The sequence below is a fragment of the Ruegeria sp. R13_0 genome, from assembly GCF_017743995.1.
GTDB lineage: Bacteria > Pseudomonadota > Alphaproteobacteria > Rhodobacterales > Rhodobacteraceae > Ruegeria.
On record NZ_JAGHRB010000009.1, the window covers coordinates 67154 to 82108 of the forward strand.

The window sequence follows — 14955 nt, forward strand, 5'->3', positions numbered from 1 at the left end:
ATCAGCCCAGAACCGCCAGTGCCGGGAAGGTTTCCAGCAGCCACCAGCTGAATTCAGTGAACAGGCCGGTGATCAGCATGATGCCCACGAACAGCAGTAGCCCGCCCATGACCTTCTCGATCATGCCCATATAGGGTTTGATCCGGTTCATGACGCCCATCGAGCGATTCAGGAACATCGCCGCCAGCAGGAACGGAATCCCCAGACCCGCCGCATAGACGCCGAGCAACAAAGTGCCCCGCGCGACCGATGCCTCGGACGCGGCCAGAGACAGGATTGCACCCAACTGAGGGCCAATACACGGCGTCCAGCCAAAGGCAAACGCAAGACCCAGAATATAGGCACCAAAGACCGAGCCACCGGAGTCTCCGGTTTCAACCCGCGCTTCGCGGTCCAGCAGAGGAATGCGGAACACGTTCAGAAAGTGCAAACCAAAGACGATCACCACCGCACCCGAGAGCTTGGCGAAAAGCACCTGATTTTTCAGAACAAACGCCCCGAAGGCCGAGGCGGTAAAGCCAAGCAGCAGGAACACGGTCGACAGACCCAGAACGAAGAACAAGGCGGTCAAAGTCGCCTTGCGCCGGGCGCGGGCCTGATCCTGCATCTCGTTGATGCTGACACCGCTCATATACGCCAGGTACGGCGGCACGATGGGCAGCACACAGGGCGACAGAAAGCTGATCAAACCGCCGATCAGGGCGATGAACATGGCGGGCAAAAGGCCCGCGTCGATGATATCTATTCCGAACATGTTTCAGCACATATGGTATGAAGGCGGCTTCGTCACGGGGCTATTCGGTCACATCCTCGTGGTTGCGCGCTGGACACTGCGCCTTGGGCGAAATATCTGAGCCTTATGTCAAATCCTACTGAAACCCTCGATGCCCTGGGCCTGCTGTGCCCTTTGCCTGTGCTCAAAGCACGCAAAAGGTTGAAGTCCTTGCCCGGTGGCGCCGTGTTGCGCGTACTGGCGGATGATCCTGCGGCGATTGTTGATGTCCCGCATTTCTGTGCGGAGAGCGGCCACACGCTGCTGTCGCAAGGGGAAGAGAACGGCCATCAGGTCTATCTGATCCAGAAAGCGGGCTAAGTCCCGAGCTGTCCAAACGAAAAAGGCGGGCCTCAAGCCCGCCTTTTCATTTTAGCTTCTCATTCAGCTTCCGAGCGACCACCAACCGCGCCGTTTTGGCTTGGGCGGCTCTGCTGGTTTTTCCGGCTCTTCCGAAACCGTTTCGAGAACAGGTTCCGCAGGGGTTTCCTCAACTGCGGGTGCGGCTTCAACCTCGGCAACCTCTTCGACCGGAGCTGGCTCCTCAGCCGGTTGAGCTTCGACCGGTTCTTCTGCTCCAACCGCCTCGGCAGGCTCTGCCGTTTCAACAGCCTCAGCAGGTTCTTCGGCGTCTTGAGCCGGTTCCGGTGCGGCTTCTGCAACCTCCGCGACGTCCGCCGGAGCCTCTTCCGCCTGTTCCGGAGCGGCCTCAGCCTCGGCAACCACATCGGCTGCTTCCACAGGGGCGTCTTCCTTAGCCTCTGCCTGCTGTTCGGGGGCATCCTGCGCTTCGGCTTCCACGTCTTTCTTCTTGCGACGCGGCGCACGGCGACGCTTGGGCTTGGCGGGCTTTTCACCCTCGTCCGATGCCTCAGGAGCGTCTTCAGCCTTTGCATCGTCCGAGGGAGCCTCGGCAGCCGAGCGATCAGACGCGTCCGCTGCCTCAGCCTCCTGCTGATCGTTACCGCCCTTCTTGCGGCGACGACGACGACGCTTGCGCTTGGGCTTGGATTCTTCTTCGGCCTGAACCGCCTCTTCTTCGGCCTCTTCCTCTTCGGTTGCGTCAACCAGATCCATCAGTGACGCATCGACAGACACGACCGGAGCGGTCGCTTCGGGCACGATCCGGCTGGCGGTCTTGAACTTCTCCAGCGAGAAATCAGGGCTGACCAGATGCATGTCGCCTTCGACGCGCACGGAAAGACCATAGCGCGCCTCGATCTGGGCGATATGTTCGCGCTTTTGGTTCATCAGGAAGTTGGCAATACTGACCGGGCAGCGCACCAGAACTTCGCGAGAGCGGCGGCGGGTGCCTTCTTCTTCGATCTGGCGCAGGATCGACAGCGCCATGTTGTCGTCCGAGCGGATCAGGCCGGTGCCATGACAGGCCGGGCACGGCTGCGTCGTCGCCTCGAGCATACCGGGGCGCAGGCGCTGGCGGCTCATCTCCATCAGACCAAAGCCCGAGATGCGGCCCATTTGAATGCGCGCGCGATCGGTCTTGAGCTTGTCTTTCATCCGCTTTTCAACGGCCGAGTTGTTCTTGCGCTCGTCCATATCGATGAAGTCGATGACGATCAGACCGGCAAGGTCTCGCAGACGCAACTGGCGCGCCACTTCCTCGGCCGCCTCAAGGTTGGTCTTGAGCGCAGTTTCCTCGATCGAGCCTTCCTTGGTTGCCCGACCGGAGTTCACGTCGATCGCCACCAGCGCTTCGGTCACGCCGATCACGATATAGCCACCGGATTTCAGCTGCACGGTAGGGTTGAACATCCCGGCCAGATAGCTTTCCACCTGATAGCGCGCGAACAGCGGCAGCGCGTCCTCATACCGTTTCACGTTCTTGGCGTGGGACGGCATGATCATCTTCATGAAGTCCTTGGCGATGCGGTAACCGCCCTCGCCTTCGACCAGAACCTCATCGATGTCGCGGTTATAGAGGTCACGGATCGACCGTTTGATCAGGTCGCCTTCCTCATAGATTTTCGCGGGCGCGATGGATTTCAGAGTCAGCTCGCGAATCTGCTCCCACATACGCTGCAGGTATTCATAGTCGCGCTTGATTTCGGATTTCGTGCGTTTGGCCCCTGCGGTCCGGATGATCAGTCCTGCGCCGGTTGGCACGTCGATCTCGGCTGCGATTTCCTTCAGCTTCTTACGGTCGGGCGCATTTGTGATTTTGCGGCTGATGCCGCCGCCACGCGCAGTGTTGGGCATCAGGACGCAGTAGCGACCGGCCAACGACAGATAGGTGGTCAGCGCGGCGCCCTTGTTGCCCCGCTCTTCCTTAACGACCTGCACCAGCAGAACCTGGCGCACTTTGATCACTTCCTGGATCTTGTAGCGGCGCGGGCGCGGCTTGCGCGGAGGACGGATATCCTCGCTGTCGTCCTCATCGGCGACCGATTCAATCGAATCATCCTTGGCGGTCGCATCAGGTTTTTTCTCTTCGTCGTCCGAGTCGTCGCCTTCGGCAGGCTCTGCCTCAGGGGTTTCTGCCTCAGGCTCAGCCTTTGCGGTTTCCTCGGTGTCAGCCTTGGCTTCTTCCGTTTCAGTTGAAGGTTGGTCTTCCGCCTCGGTTTCAGCCTGCTCATCGGAGGTCGTCTCAACGGTCTCGACCTCAACCGCCTCAACCTCAGCAGTCTCTTCCTCGGCAGCCGGGGCGTCAGTGCCCTCAGACGCTTCATCCTCAGAAGGTTCTTCCACCGGCGTCTCGGCAACCGTCTCCATCGGAGAGGTCCCCTCGGGCACAGCCAGATCATCATTCTCTTCGCTGTCGTCGAGATCAATGGTCTCCATACCGGTCGGCTCGGACGAGACATCCAAGGTCTCGACCGGGTCGTTCGACTTGACGTCTGCTGCCTTGCTGCGCGACCGCGAGCGGCGTTTTTTGGGTTTGGCTTCCTCGGCCTCATCACGCGCTTTCATCGCCTCGGCATAGGCGCGCTCTTCCTCCATCAGCGCCTCACGGTCGGCGACGGGGATCTGATAATAGTCGGGATGAATTTCCGAAAACGCCAGGAAACCATGACGATTGCCGCCATAGTCCACGAACGCCGCCTGCAGAGACGGTTCGACCCGGGTAACTTTTGCTAGATAGATATTGCCAGCAAGCTGACGTTTGTTTTCGGATTCAAAATCGAACTCCTCGACCTTGTTTCCGTCAACCACCACAACCCGAGTTTCCTCGGCGTGGGTGGCATCGATAAGCATTTTCTTAGCCATGTGTCCTTGATGCACCGCGCCAAACGCGTTGTCCTGACCCATCCAGGCGGACAGGCACTTTTGGGGAGGTGTCTTGTACGGGCGATATCAGACGGCGCGCGGCAGGGTCTGGCGCTGTGGCCCCCTGCCCGGTCTCTCAAACGTTGCGCGCGCGTCATCGCGGTTCTTCTCCGACAGGCGCGATCTTGGTCGCAGCCTGCCCATTTATTCCTTTCGCCCGGAATTTTCCGGGCTCAGGCACTCCATTGCCCCGACGGGGGCACAATCGGTCTGCCATGCAGTGAAAGATCGATCATCACATGCGGCACAGCAGCGAAACTCAAAAAAGCGGGACTTATGGGCGTCAAAATCGCCAAGCCCGTTCGGACACAATAAAAGCAGTCCTGTGGAAAAGACAATGGGCAAACGTCATGCGACCGAGAAAGCAACACAATTGACAGCGAGGTCGCAAACAGAACAGACTTAAAACTACCGCTGCTGAGGATGATGCTGCAAGTCCGAGGAACTGAATGCCGAACGAAGTTTGGAAAATACGTCTGATCAGCCGCACGATTGGCGCGGATCGTGGGCGTGCCGCACGGGGGCGTCCAGCACAGGCCTGATTTTGATCGCAATCTCAATCACCTGAATTATCGGATACCCACAATGAACGAACAAACTCGCAGCTCTGCAAGAACTGGCGGACGCGCAGCGCGTCGCGCCGCCCGCGCCGCGGCCCTGCCCGACCACCTGCGCCCGGTCCGCCCGGGGATGGAGGGCGGCACCTACAAGCCTCTGACCCAAGAGCAGATGGAACGTATTCACGAAACGGCGCTTCAGGCTCTGGAAACCATCGGGCTGGCGGACGCTCCGCAAAGCGGGATCGACTATCTGGTGGGCGCTGGGTGCAGTCTCGGTGAAGACGGGCGCATTCGTTTCCCTCGCGCACTGGTCGAAGACACCATCGCAAAGGCAAACCGCTCGGTCACTCTGTATAGCCGAAACGGCAAGACCGATCTGGAGCTGAGCGGGACGAAGGTTCACTACGGCACGGCGGGTGCCGCGGTCAGCATGGTCGACGTGGATGGGCGGAATTACCGCGACTCGACCGTACAGGATCTGCACGATGCCTCTCGCATCTGCGAGCAGCTCGACAATATCCACTTCGTTCAGCGCCCCATGGTGTGTCGTGACATCGCCGACAACCTCGAGATGGACCTGAACACGATCTACGCGGCATGCGCAGGTACGTTCAAACATATCGGCACATCCTTTACCGAACCCAGCCACGTCGCCCCGGCTATGGAAATGATCCACATGATCGCCGGCGGCGAGGATAAATGGCGAGAACGTCCTTTCATCTCGAACTCGAACTGCTTTGTTGTGCCACCTATGAAATTCGCAACCGAAAGCTGCGAAGTCATGGAAGCGGTCATCAAAGCCGGGATGCCGGTCCTGTTGCTGTCGGCTGGCATGGCGGGAGCGACCGCACCGTCGACCATCGCTGGCGCCATCACTCAAGCGACCGCAGAATGCCTGGCCGGTCTGGTCTACGTAAACGCCGTCGTGCCTGGCGCGCCTGCCGTCTTTGGCACATGGCCCTTTGGTCTGGACCTGCGCACCGGGGCGATGTCCGTGGGATCGGGCGAACAGGCGCTGCTGAGCGCAGGATGCGCCCAAATGCACAACTTCTACAACCTTCCGGGCGGAACCGCCGCCGGAGCGTCAGATTCGAAACTGCCCGACATGCAGGCCGGATGGGAGCAGATGTGTTCGAACGTCATGACCGGCCTGTCTGGCGCCAACATGATCTATGAGGCTGCCGGTATGCACGCGTCCCTTCTCGGGTTCTGCCTTGAGAGCCTGATCCTGGGCGATGACCTCATCGGACAGGCGCAGCGCTGTGTGCGTGGGATCGAAGTTTCGGACGAAACTCTAGCGCTGGATCAGATCGCCGAGGTCTGTCTGGGCGGCCCCGGCCACTATCTTGGCACCGATGCGACGCTCAGCCGGATGCAGGCGGATTATGTCTACCCAACCTTCGGTGATCGCACCTCACCCAAAGAATGGGCCGAATTGGACAAGCCTGATCTGATCGAAAAGGCAATCGCGCGCAAAAACGAAATCCTCTCCAGCCCGTCTGCAGCGAATTTCGATCCTCTTCTAGACGCGGAACTTCGCGCCAAATTCAACATTCACTTACCGTTGTAAGAAATTGAAAAGCGGCCCGATTTCACTCGGGCCGCTATATTGTGCCGGCAATCAGCCGTTGCTTGGGGGCAGCAAACCAGCTTCTTGCGCGATGGCGATTTCATCCGCATCTAACGCGCCATCCCCATTTGCATCCATGGCCGAGAACGTATCAGCGTTAACCTCGGGCACGACGGCTTGAACCTCTTCGATGGTCAGCACGCCGTCTCCATTTGCGTCGGCAGCCGATTGCGCAGCGGCCAGAGTGGGCAGTGCGAGCGCAACAGCCGCCAGAGCGGTCAGATATTTCGGTGTCATAAGTTTGCCTCCTGAGTGAATATTTGGATTTTGCGTCCGGACGAGCGCAAGAAACCTCAGGACTGGGCCAACGTCACCCGTCTAACGGGATTGCACCTGCTTCGCGCCAATCTCCGCGTGTTTGGCCGAGTCGCCTCTGCGGCTTGTTGCCGGGCAAAAATCCCCCATCGCGCCTCGGCAGAACTTGCCCGACGGTTTTGAGGTGATCTGGCAAAACTCAGCTTAGCGGCCGGTCTTTATCGCGTTTCGGGTTAAACCTGAGACGCTTTAGACAAAAAGAAAGGGGGCCGAAGCCCCCTGTCAGTTTCGCCTTCCAGGCTCATTTCGTTGACCGCCCGGTATTTTTTTGCCTGCGGCCTGGACTGCGCATGGGGCGAGCGCACCCGCCCCGTGAAAGAGTGGGAGGGAGCAATATTCCGCCCCACCCTGTTCCCGGCCAACACGGGCATGTCGGCCGAGTGGAACATGGCTTTGATGGTAAGTCTCAGCGCCACGCTCCGTATTCGTCGGGGCCGGTACATAAGGCAGCGACCGACCCCTGCACCCCGGGTTGCCGGGGCGCTAAACTCAGCTACACCCGCTTGTCGCGCCGCAGGTGTTGCACTTCATGCAGGTGCCGTTGCGCACCAGCGTGTAGTTTCCGCATTCACCGCAAGGGTCCCCTTCATAGCCCTGCATCTTGGCTTTGGTCCGTGCGTCCATGCCGGTCGCCACGGCGGTTTCCGCCGACGCTTCAAACGCGGCTGCCGGTTCGGACATTCCGTTGAGCTCGGCTTGCGGGTTGAACATCGCCAGATCCTGCGGCAAGCGTTTCCGCAGATACCCGGTGGAGCTGATTTGCTTCAACACTTCCAAGGACTTGGACGCCGCACTGTCACTGATCTCGGAGACGTTCGAGATGCCTTCTTCCTCGCCACGACCCAGATCATCAAAACTCGCGCCTTCGGGTTTCACATGGGCCAGATCGGTGCGATCCAGATAGGACACGGCCAATTCGCGGAAGATGTAGTCCAGAATCGACGTCGCGTTCTTGATCGAGTCGTTGCCCTGCACCATCCCGGCCGGTTCGAATTTGGTAAAGGTGAAGGCGTCGACGAACTCCTCAAGCGGCACACCGTATTGAAGACCGACCGACACGGCGATGGCAAAGTTGTTCATCATCGCCCGGAAGCCAGCGCCTTCCTTGTGCATATCGATGAAGATCTCGCCCAGCTTGCCGTCTTCGAACTCGCCGGTGCGCAGGTAAACCTTGTGGCCGCCCACGATCGCCTTTTGGGTATAACCCTTGCGGCGATGCGGCAGTTTCTCGCGATGGCTGCGGATCATTTCCTTGACCACAACCTTCTCGATCACCTTCTCGGCCAGAACGACAGCTTTTTCCTGTGTCGAGCCGCTTTCCAGAACTTCTGCCGCCTCATCATCATCCTCGACCAGCGCCGCCGCCAGAGGCTGAGACAGTTTCGAGCCGTCGCGATAGAGAGCGTTGGCCTTCACACCCAGCGACCAGCTGAGTTCGTATGCCTTCTGGCAATCCTCAATGGTCGCGTCATTCGGCATGTTGATCGTTTTCGAGATCGCACCCGAGATGAAGCTCTGTGCCGCCGCCATCATGGTGATGTGGCTATCAACCCCAAGGAAACGCTTGCCTTTCTTGCCGCACGGGTTGGCGCAGTCAAAGATCGAATAATGCTCTTCCTTCAGATGCGGCGCGCCTTCCAGAGTCATGGTCCCGCAGACATGATCGTTCGCTGCGTCGATATCGGCCTTGGTAAAGCCCAGATGGCGCAGCAGGTCGAAGGTCGGATCGTTCAGCTTGGTCGCCGGGATGCCCAACACGCCGGTGCAGAAATCCTCACCCAGAGTCCACTGGTTGAACACGAAACGGATGTCGAAGGCGCTTTCCAGCGCAGCGTCCACCTTCGCTAACTCATTGGGGCCAAAACCATGACCAGTCAGCGAGGTGTGGTTGATCCCCGGCGCGTTTCCGATCGTGCCGTGACCAACCGCATAACCCACGATCTCTTCGATCTGAGACGAGGAGTAGCCCAGCTTCTCCAGCGCCGACGGCACCGAGCGGTTGATGATTTTGAAGTAGCCGCCACCGGCCAGCTTCTTGAATTTGACCAAAGCAAAATCCGGCTCGATCCCTGTGGTGTCACAGTCCATCACCAGACCGATTGTGCCGGTGGGCGCGATCACAGTGGCTTGCGCGTTGCGATAACCGTTCTGTTCACCAAGGCTCAGCGCCTCATCCCAAGCCGACATAGCCAGATCGACCAGACGTTTGTCCGGGCAGCTACCGTGATCCAGAGGCACCGGCTTTACGGCCAGTTTCTCATACCCATTGGTCACGCCTTGCGCTGCACGGCGGTGGTTGCGAATGACGCGCAACATGTGGTCCGCGTTGCGCTCATAGCCCTTGAAAGGCCCTAGCTCTCCGGCGATCTCAGCCGAGGTCGCATAAGCCACACCGGTCATGATTGCAGTCAGCGCACCACAGATCGACCGACCCTCGTCCGAGTCGTAGCTGTAGCCCATGTTCATCAGGAGGCCGCCTATATTGGCGTAACCCAGACCCAAGGTACGGAAATCATAGGAGAGTTTGGCGATTTCCTTCGACGGGAACTGCGCCATGGTCACCGAGATTTCCAGCGTCAGCGTCCACAGGCGCGCCGCATGCATGTAATCGGCCGCCTGGAACTCACCATCCTTCAGGAAGGTCAGCAGGTTCATGGACGCCAGGTTACAGGCCGTGTCGTCCAGGAACATGTATTCCGAACACGGGTTGGAGCCGCGAATCTCACCGTCTTCGGGGCATGTGTGCCATTCGTTAACGGTGTCATGGAACTGGATACCCGGATCGGCGCAGGCCCAAGCAGCGTGGCCGACTTTCTCCCACAGATCGCGCGCCTTGACGGTCTTGGCGACCTTGCCGTCGGTGCGGTTGATCAACTCCCAATCGGCGTCTTTCTCAACAGCGGTCAGGAAAGCATTGGTCACGCGGATCGAGTTGTTCGAGTTCTGACCCGAGACCGAGCTATAGGCCTCTGAATCCCAGTCTGTATCGTAGGTCGGGAACTCGATGCTATCGTGCCCCTGCCGCGCATAGTCCAAAACGCGCTTGATGTAAGTCTCGGGGATCGCGACTTTTTTGGCTTCGCGCACCGCCTTCTTAAGACCGTCATTCTTATTGGGATCATACGCATCGTCCTGCGCACCGTCCCAGCTGCGGATGGCCTCGAAAATGCCGTTCAGCATCTTCTCGTGCATCTTCGATCCGGCAACGATCGAGGCCACCTTCTGCTCTTCGATCACCTTCCATTCGATGAATTGCTCGATATCCGGGTGATCCGCATCGACGATTACCATCTTTGCTGCTCGACGGGTTGTCCCGCCTGATTTGATCGCGCCAGCGGCGCGGTCGCCGATCTTGAGAAAGCCCATGAGGCCCGAGGACTTGCCGCCGCCCGACAGCGCCTCACCTTCTGCACGCAGATGGCTGAAGTTGGTGCCGGTGCCCGAGCCGTATTTGAACAGGCGCGCCTCGCGCACCCACAAGTCCATGATGCCGCCCTCGTTCACCAGATCATCATCGACGGACTGGATGAAGCACGCATGCGGCTGCGGATGCTCATAAGCGGATTTCGACTTGGTCAGCTTGCCGGTTTTGTAATCAACATAGTGATGCCCCTGCGCCGGGCCGTCGATCCCGTAAGCCCAGTGCAGACCCGTGTTGAACCACTGAGGCGAGTTCGGCGCGGCACGCTGGGTCGCCAGCATATAGCGCATCTCATCAAAGTAAGCGCGCGCGTCTTCCTCGGTTGAGAAATAGCCACCCTTCCAGCCCCAATAGGCCCAAGCGCCCGCCAAACGGTCGAACACCTGTTTAGAAGACGTCTCACCTTCGAACTCGGCATCGTCAGTCGGGACCGAGCGCCACAGGAATTCGGGTACGTCCTTTTCTTTGACCTTTTTCAGCTTGCTGGGAACGCCAGCCTTGCGGAAGTACTTCTGCGCGATGACATCGCTGGCCACCTGGCTCCAGCTTGAGGGGACTTGGATATTGTCCAGACGAAAGACGATTGTGCCGTCAGGGTTTCGAATCTCGGAGGTTGCCGAAACGAAATCGAGCTCCGCATACGCATCCTGCCCTGATTTGGTAAATTTTCTTTCAATCTTCATGTCCGCCGCCTTTTAATGTCCGTCAACCCTCGCTGCGGCTTGGGAAATGCAAAGCCACCAGCAATGCCGAACCTGACAGACGCAAAGGACCAACCGCTGCCCGTATGAGCGCGATACCGCCGCTGCGGTTGCACAAATCTACTCGTGTGCGTTCCGTCCCTGCCCTGCGCCCTCCCCGGCTTTCATACCAGATGTAGTGGCGTCATATTCGGCCCATACAATCTGGCGTATCTTTGCATATCAGGTCAACGACCTTTTTAAGTCATTTTTGAAATCTTTTGTGTTGACCTGTTTGTCGGGTGCTGGGCGATCTGATTCCTCCACAGAATGATCCACGGCGGGACGGCGCCGATCGCAAAACCGGCCAGATGAAATTGCCTTTTTTACCAGCATGGTTATCCGGGTTTGATCATCCAGTCCTGTGCTGGCTAAGCTGGCAGGGAATCGCGTTGTGGCCTTTCGGCCATATCCTCGCGTCAACCCATTGAAAAAAGAGCAGGCAAAACGATGAAGTTGCTTCAACTCGCCCCGATAGGCGCCCTGATCGCGGCCTGCACAGCACAAGAATTGCCAACGGCGTCGCGTAGCGCTCAATTCAGCGCCTACCCCGACAGGTTGTTCAAAACCTTCCAGACCAGTTGCGAAGGCCCCGGCGAGACGTTCCTGAAGATCGACGCCAATTCTTATGAGTGCCGCGAGTTTCTACCACCGGACACCACAGCCTTTTTGATTCTCAGCTATGATGGCTCGCCTGAGGATCTACCGCAGAGCATCATGCGCATGACCTCAACCAAGACCTCTGGCGGGTACCGCGTGGATGCGCGGCTGTTCTTTCAAGTGCCGCAAAAAAGCGGCGCAACCGTCGAAGTTCCCGTTGAAAGCAAAACGCTGGATAAAGCGCTGAGCGCGCTCTACCAAGCGATGGGTGGTTCACCAACATAAGTGAAGAAGTGGTCGGGGCGGCAGGATTCGAACCTACGACCCCCTGTACCCAAAACAGGTGCGCTACCAGACTGCGCCACGCCCCGGACCGTGCGCCGTTCCTAACGATGCTGATCTGATTTGAAAAGCCCTAACAGGGCCAAATCGCACTCGCTTGTGAAAAAATTTCGTGCCGCATCTGGGTGCCGGGCTGAATGCCGTAACGGGCGGACAAACCGGCGTTGATTTCAAGCACGGCAAAGATGTCGCCGCCCCCTTCAATCGGGGTCAGATCACCGGGAATCGCACCTTCATGCACGCGGGTCACAACGCCTGCCTGATCGACGAAAATCATATCCAGAGGAATCAGTGTGTTCTTCATCCAGAACGCCACCTGTTGCGGTGGATCATAGACGAAGAGCATGCCAGAGCGGTTCGGCAAGTGCTCGCGGAACATCAGCCCACGCGATTTCTCGGGACCGGTCACGGCCAGTTCGACATCAAATCGGACATGAGTCTGATCGTTGCGCAACTCTACCCGGTCAGGACGACATTCGGCGGCCACGCCTTCTGCCAGAAATGTTACGCATACTGCCAGAGAAGCCCAAAACCGCATCATACTGTCAGTGATCCAGCGCCGCTTCCCAGGCCAGGACCTGAGCCGCCATACGGCCCCGTTTGCCATCAATCACCCGCATGGCGAGCGCCTCGCCCGGCTGCAGATCGGCAAGGCCAGAACGGCGGAGGACTTCGATATGCAAAAACACATCCTCATCCCGGCCGAACACATTGGCGAATCCGAATCCCTTGCCCTTGTCGAACCATTTCACCCGCGCAGCTTCCAAAGGCGCTGCCGCAATCGCCGCCGGATCCAGCTCGGCAAAGTCAGCCAACATCATCGAGTCGGCGCGCACCGGAGGATCAACAGCAACAACTTCGACGGCCTGAACACCGCGATCCGTGCGATGGGTCATGATCTCGATGCCTGCCCCATCGGCGACCGAGCTCTGCCCGAAATTCCGCAACACGTTCACATGCAACAGAATATCCGGGCCGCCTTCATCAGACACAACGAACCCGTATCCCTTGGCGGGATCGAACCATTTTACGTGTCCACGAACGCGGTACATGTTGTTCAGGTCTTCTGGCACGGTGTTTCCATCGAATGTTTTAGTAGTGCGTTAAGGTTTCGGTTTTTATGGGAATGGCAGGCAAATTCAAGCTGAAAAAAACCTTTGATTTCGGCCTGTTGCATTTCGCGATACGTGAACGTCATGGATTTAACCTCTGCACATCCCAAGCGGAACCCGGATCGGCCCTCCGCCATCTGAACCGATCATGCAGGCGAAATGCGCCATCGGCCCAGAATTCAATTTCCGTCGGAACCAACCGATACCCACCCCAAAAAGGAGGGCGCGGCGGATTGGCCCCTAGTTTTGCCGTCACCTTGGCAACCTCGGCCATCAGGGCCGTTCGGCTGCTCAGGGGTTGCGACTGCTTTGACGCCCAAGCGCCCAGCCGACTTTTCAGCGACCTTGACGCGTAATATTCATCCGCCTTTGGCCCGCTTTCCCGACTGACTATACCACGAACACGAATCTGACGCCGCAAAGATTTCCAATGCATGACAAAAGCGGCTTTTTCGGCCTGATCCAGCTCAGCCGCCTTGGCGCTTTCGTAGTTGGTATAGAAAACAAAGGCCTCCGGCTCGATGTCTTTCAAAAGAACCATGCGCGCGTTGGGCATACCGTCCTTGTCCACGGTCGCCAGGGCAATCGCGTTCGGGTCATTCGGTTCATTCTGTTCGGCCTCACCCAGCCACCGCGCCGCTATTTCAAACGGATCGGAGCCAGCAAAAATGCCATCACGCTCGGTCATTTCCATCCCCTGGAAAGTATTTGATGGAAGCCTAGGGCGATTACCCGCCGCGGGCAAGACCACACGGCCTTGAAGCAGGGCAGTCAATGGCATAAACCCATCGGAACATAACGCGACGACAGGCGGAGAACCAATCATGTCAAATCAGTTGATGGCCGGAAAACGCGGCCTCATCATGGGACTGGCCAATGACAAATCAATCGCATGGGGAATCGCCCGCGCCTTGTCCAACGCCGGGGCCGAGTTGGCCTTTTCTTATCAGGGCGATGCTCTGAAAAAACGTGTCGACCCTCTGGCAGCGCAACTCGGCAGTGAAATCGTCCTGCCCTGCGACGTGAGCGACGAAGCTTCGATCGACGCTCTGTTCACCTCACTGGAAGAAAAATGGGGCAAGCTGGATTTTGTCGTCCACGCCATCGGTTTTTCGGACAAGAATGAGCTGCGCGGACGCTATGTCGACACCAGCCGTGCAAATTTCAAACTTACCATGGATGTGTCCGTCTATTCCTTCACCGCCGTGATGCAGCGGGCCGAAAAGATGATGTCCGAGGGCAGCAGCGCAATTACTCTGACGTATTACGGCGCCGAGCAGGTAATGCCCCATTATAATGTGATGGGTGTCGCTAAAGCCGCGCTCGAAGCGTCGGTCAAGTATCTCGCCGAAGATCTGGGCAAGGACGGTATCCGCGTCAACTCGATCTCGGCGGGTCCGATCAAGACGCTGGCCGCCAGCGGCATCGGAGATTTCCGCTACATCATGAAGTGGAACGAATACAATTCGCCCTTGCGCCGCAACGTGACGATCGACGATGTGGGCAACTCGGCCCTGTATCTGCTGTCCGACCTCAGTAGCGGTGTCACCGGCGAGAATCTGCACGTGGACTCGGGCTACCACATCGTAGGCATGAAAGCCGTCGATGCCCCGGACGTTGAAAAGGGTTAAGAAAAAATGAGCGCCAAAGACCGCCTGCCCCACGAAAAAGGCTTCCACATCAGCTGGGATCAAATTCACCGCGACTCGCGCGCCTTAGCGTGGCGGCTTGATGGTCAAGGCCCGGATGACGGCGCATGGCGCGCCGTTGTTGCGATCACCCGCGGCGGCATGGCCCCCGCCATGATCGTCAGCCGCGAGCTAGACATCCGCACCGTCGACACAATCAGCGTCCGCTCGTATCACCATCAGGAACAAGGCGAAGCCGAAGTCCTGAAGGCCCCCGATGCAGATCTGATGGGCGATGGTGAAGGCGTTCTGATCATCGACGATCTGGTCGATAGCGGCAAAACGCTGGAACTGGTGCGCGCGATGTACCCAAAGGCGCACTTCGCCACCGTTTACGCCAAACCCAAAGGCCGCCCGATGGTGGACACATTCATCACCGAGGTCAGCCAGGACACGTGGATCTTCTTCCCCTGGGATATGGCCCTGCAATATGTCGAGCCCTATCGCGGCACCGACTAACTTCTTCTGTTTAAAAATACCTCGGAGCGCG

At 58.4% G+C, this 14955-nt stretch carries 12 protein-coding genes and 1 tRNA gene; 5 read left to right on the top strand and 8 right to left on the bottom strand.

Annotation, left to right across the window (positions count from 1 at the left end):
• Position 1: 1 nt before the first annotated feature.
• Positions 2-754 (bottom strand): cytochrome c biogenesis CcdA family protein, encoded by a 753-nt coding sequence (locus J7394_RS13090; protein WP_209253629.1) that lies wholly within the window; start codon positions 752-754, stop codon positions 2-4.
• A gap of 105 nt (positions 755-859) precedes the next feature.
• On the opposite strand from J7394_RS13090, the gene J7394_RS13095 reads away from it, so the two are divergent.
• On the top strand, positions 860-1093 hold the full coding sequence (locus tag J7394_RS13095; protein WP_170458346.1) for a sulfurtransferase TusA family protein: 234 nt from the start codon (positions 860-862) through the stop codon (positions 1091-1093).
• A 63-nt stretch (positions 1094-1156) separates the two neighbouring features.
• Here the strand turns inward: J7394_RS13095 and J7394_RS13100 are convergent, their stop codons facing one another.
• The gene (locus J7394_RS13100; protein ID WP_209253631.1) at positions 1157-3997 is read right to left on the bottom strand and encodes an Rne/Rng family ribonuclease; all 2841 of its coding nucleotides are present in this window, start codon (positions 3995-3997) and stop codon (positions 1157-1159) included.
• 645 nt (positions 3998-4642) lie between these two features.
• Here J7394_RS13100 and J7394_RS13105 point away from each other — a divergent pair.
• On the top strand, positions 4643-6187 hold the full coding sequence (locus J7394_RS13105; RefSeq protein ID WP_209253633.1) for a trimethylamine methyltransferase family protein: 1545 nt from the start codon (positions 4643-4645) through the stop codon (positions 6185-6187).
• A 51-nt stretch (positions 6188-6238) separates the two neighbouring features.
• Here J7394_RS13105 and J7394_RS13110 read toward each other — a convergent pair whose 3' ends face one another.
• On the bottom strand, positions 6239-6484 hold the full coding sequence (locus J7394_RS13110) for a hypothetical protein (protein WP_170479284.1): 246 nt from the start codon (positions 6482-6484) through the stop codon (positions 6239-6241).
• A gap of 567 nt (positions 6485-7051) precedes the next feature.
• Positions 7052-10666, bottom strand: a complete 3615-nt coding sequence (locus J7394_RS13115) for a vitamin B12-dependent ribonucleotide reductase (RefSeq protein WP_209253634.1) — start codon at positions 10664-10666, stop codon at positions 7052-7054.
• A 507-nt stretch (positions 10667-11173) separates the two neighbouring features.
• Here J7394_RS13115 and J7394_RS13120 point away from each other — a divergent pair.
• Positions 11174-11608: a hypothetical protein gene (locus J7394_RS13120; protein ID WP_209253635.1), complete on the top strand. Its 435-nt coding sequence runs from the start codon at positions 11174-11176 to the stop codon at positions 11606-11608.
• 9 nt (positions 11609-11617) lie between these two features.
• On the opposite strand, the gene J7394_RS13125 is transcribed toward J7394_RS13120, so the two are convergent.
• From J7394_RS13125 to pdxH, 4 genes are all read right to left on the bottom strand, one after another.
• Positions 11618-11694, bottom strand: a tRNA-Pro gene (locus tag J7394_RS13125).
• Between the two features lie 44 nt (positions 11695-11738).
• Positions 11739-12206, bottom strand: coding sequence for a DUF192 domain-containing protein (locus J7394_RS13130; RefSeq protein WP_209253636.1), 468 nt, complete (start codon positions 12204-12206; stop codon positions 11739-11741).
• 4 nt (positions 12207-12210) lie between these two features.
• The gene (locus tag J7394_RS13135; RefSeq protein ID WP_170373801.1) at positions 12211-12738 is read right to left on the bottom strand and encodes a cold shock domain-containing protein; all 528 of its coding nucleotides are present in this window, start codon (positions 12736-12738) and stop codon (positions 12211-12213) included.
• A gap of 121 nt (positions 12739-12859) precedes the next feature.
• The gene (gene pdxH / locus J7394_RS13140) at positions 12860-13465 is read right to left on the bottom strand and encodes a pyridoxamine 5'-phosphate oxidase (RefSeq protein WP_209253637.1); all 606 of its coding nucleotides are present in this window, start codon (positions 13463-13465) and stop codon (positions 12860-12862) included.
• Positions 13466-13601: 136 nt separating this feature from the next.
• On the opposite strand from pdxH, the gene fabI reads away from it, so the two are divergent.
• Positions 13602-14408 carry an enoyl-ACP reductase FabI gene (gene fabI, locus J7394_RS13145; RefSeq protein ID WP_170458428.1) on the top strand — a complete coding sequence of 269 codons (807 nt, stop codon included), beginning with the start codon at positions 13602-13604 and terminating at the stop codon, positions 14406-14408.
• A 6-nt stretch (positions 14409-14414) separates the two neighbouring features.
• Positions 14415-14924 (top strand): xanthine phosphoribosyltransferase, encoded by a 510-nt coding sequence (gpt, locus tag J7394_RS13150; protein WP_170458430.1) that lies wholly within the window; start codon positions 14415-14417, stop codon positions 14922-14924.
• Positions 14925-14955 lie beyond the last annotated feature (31 nt).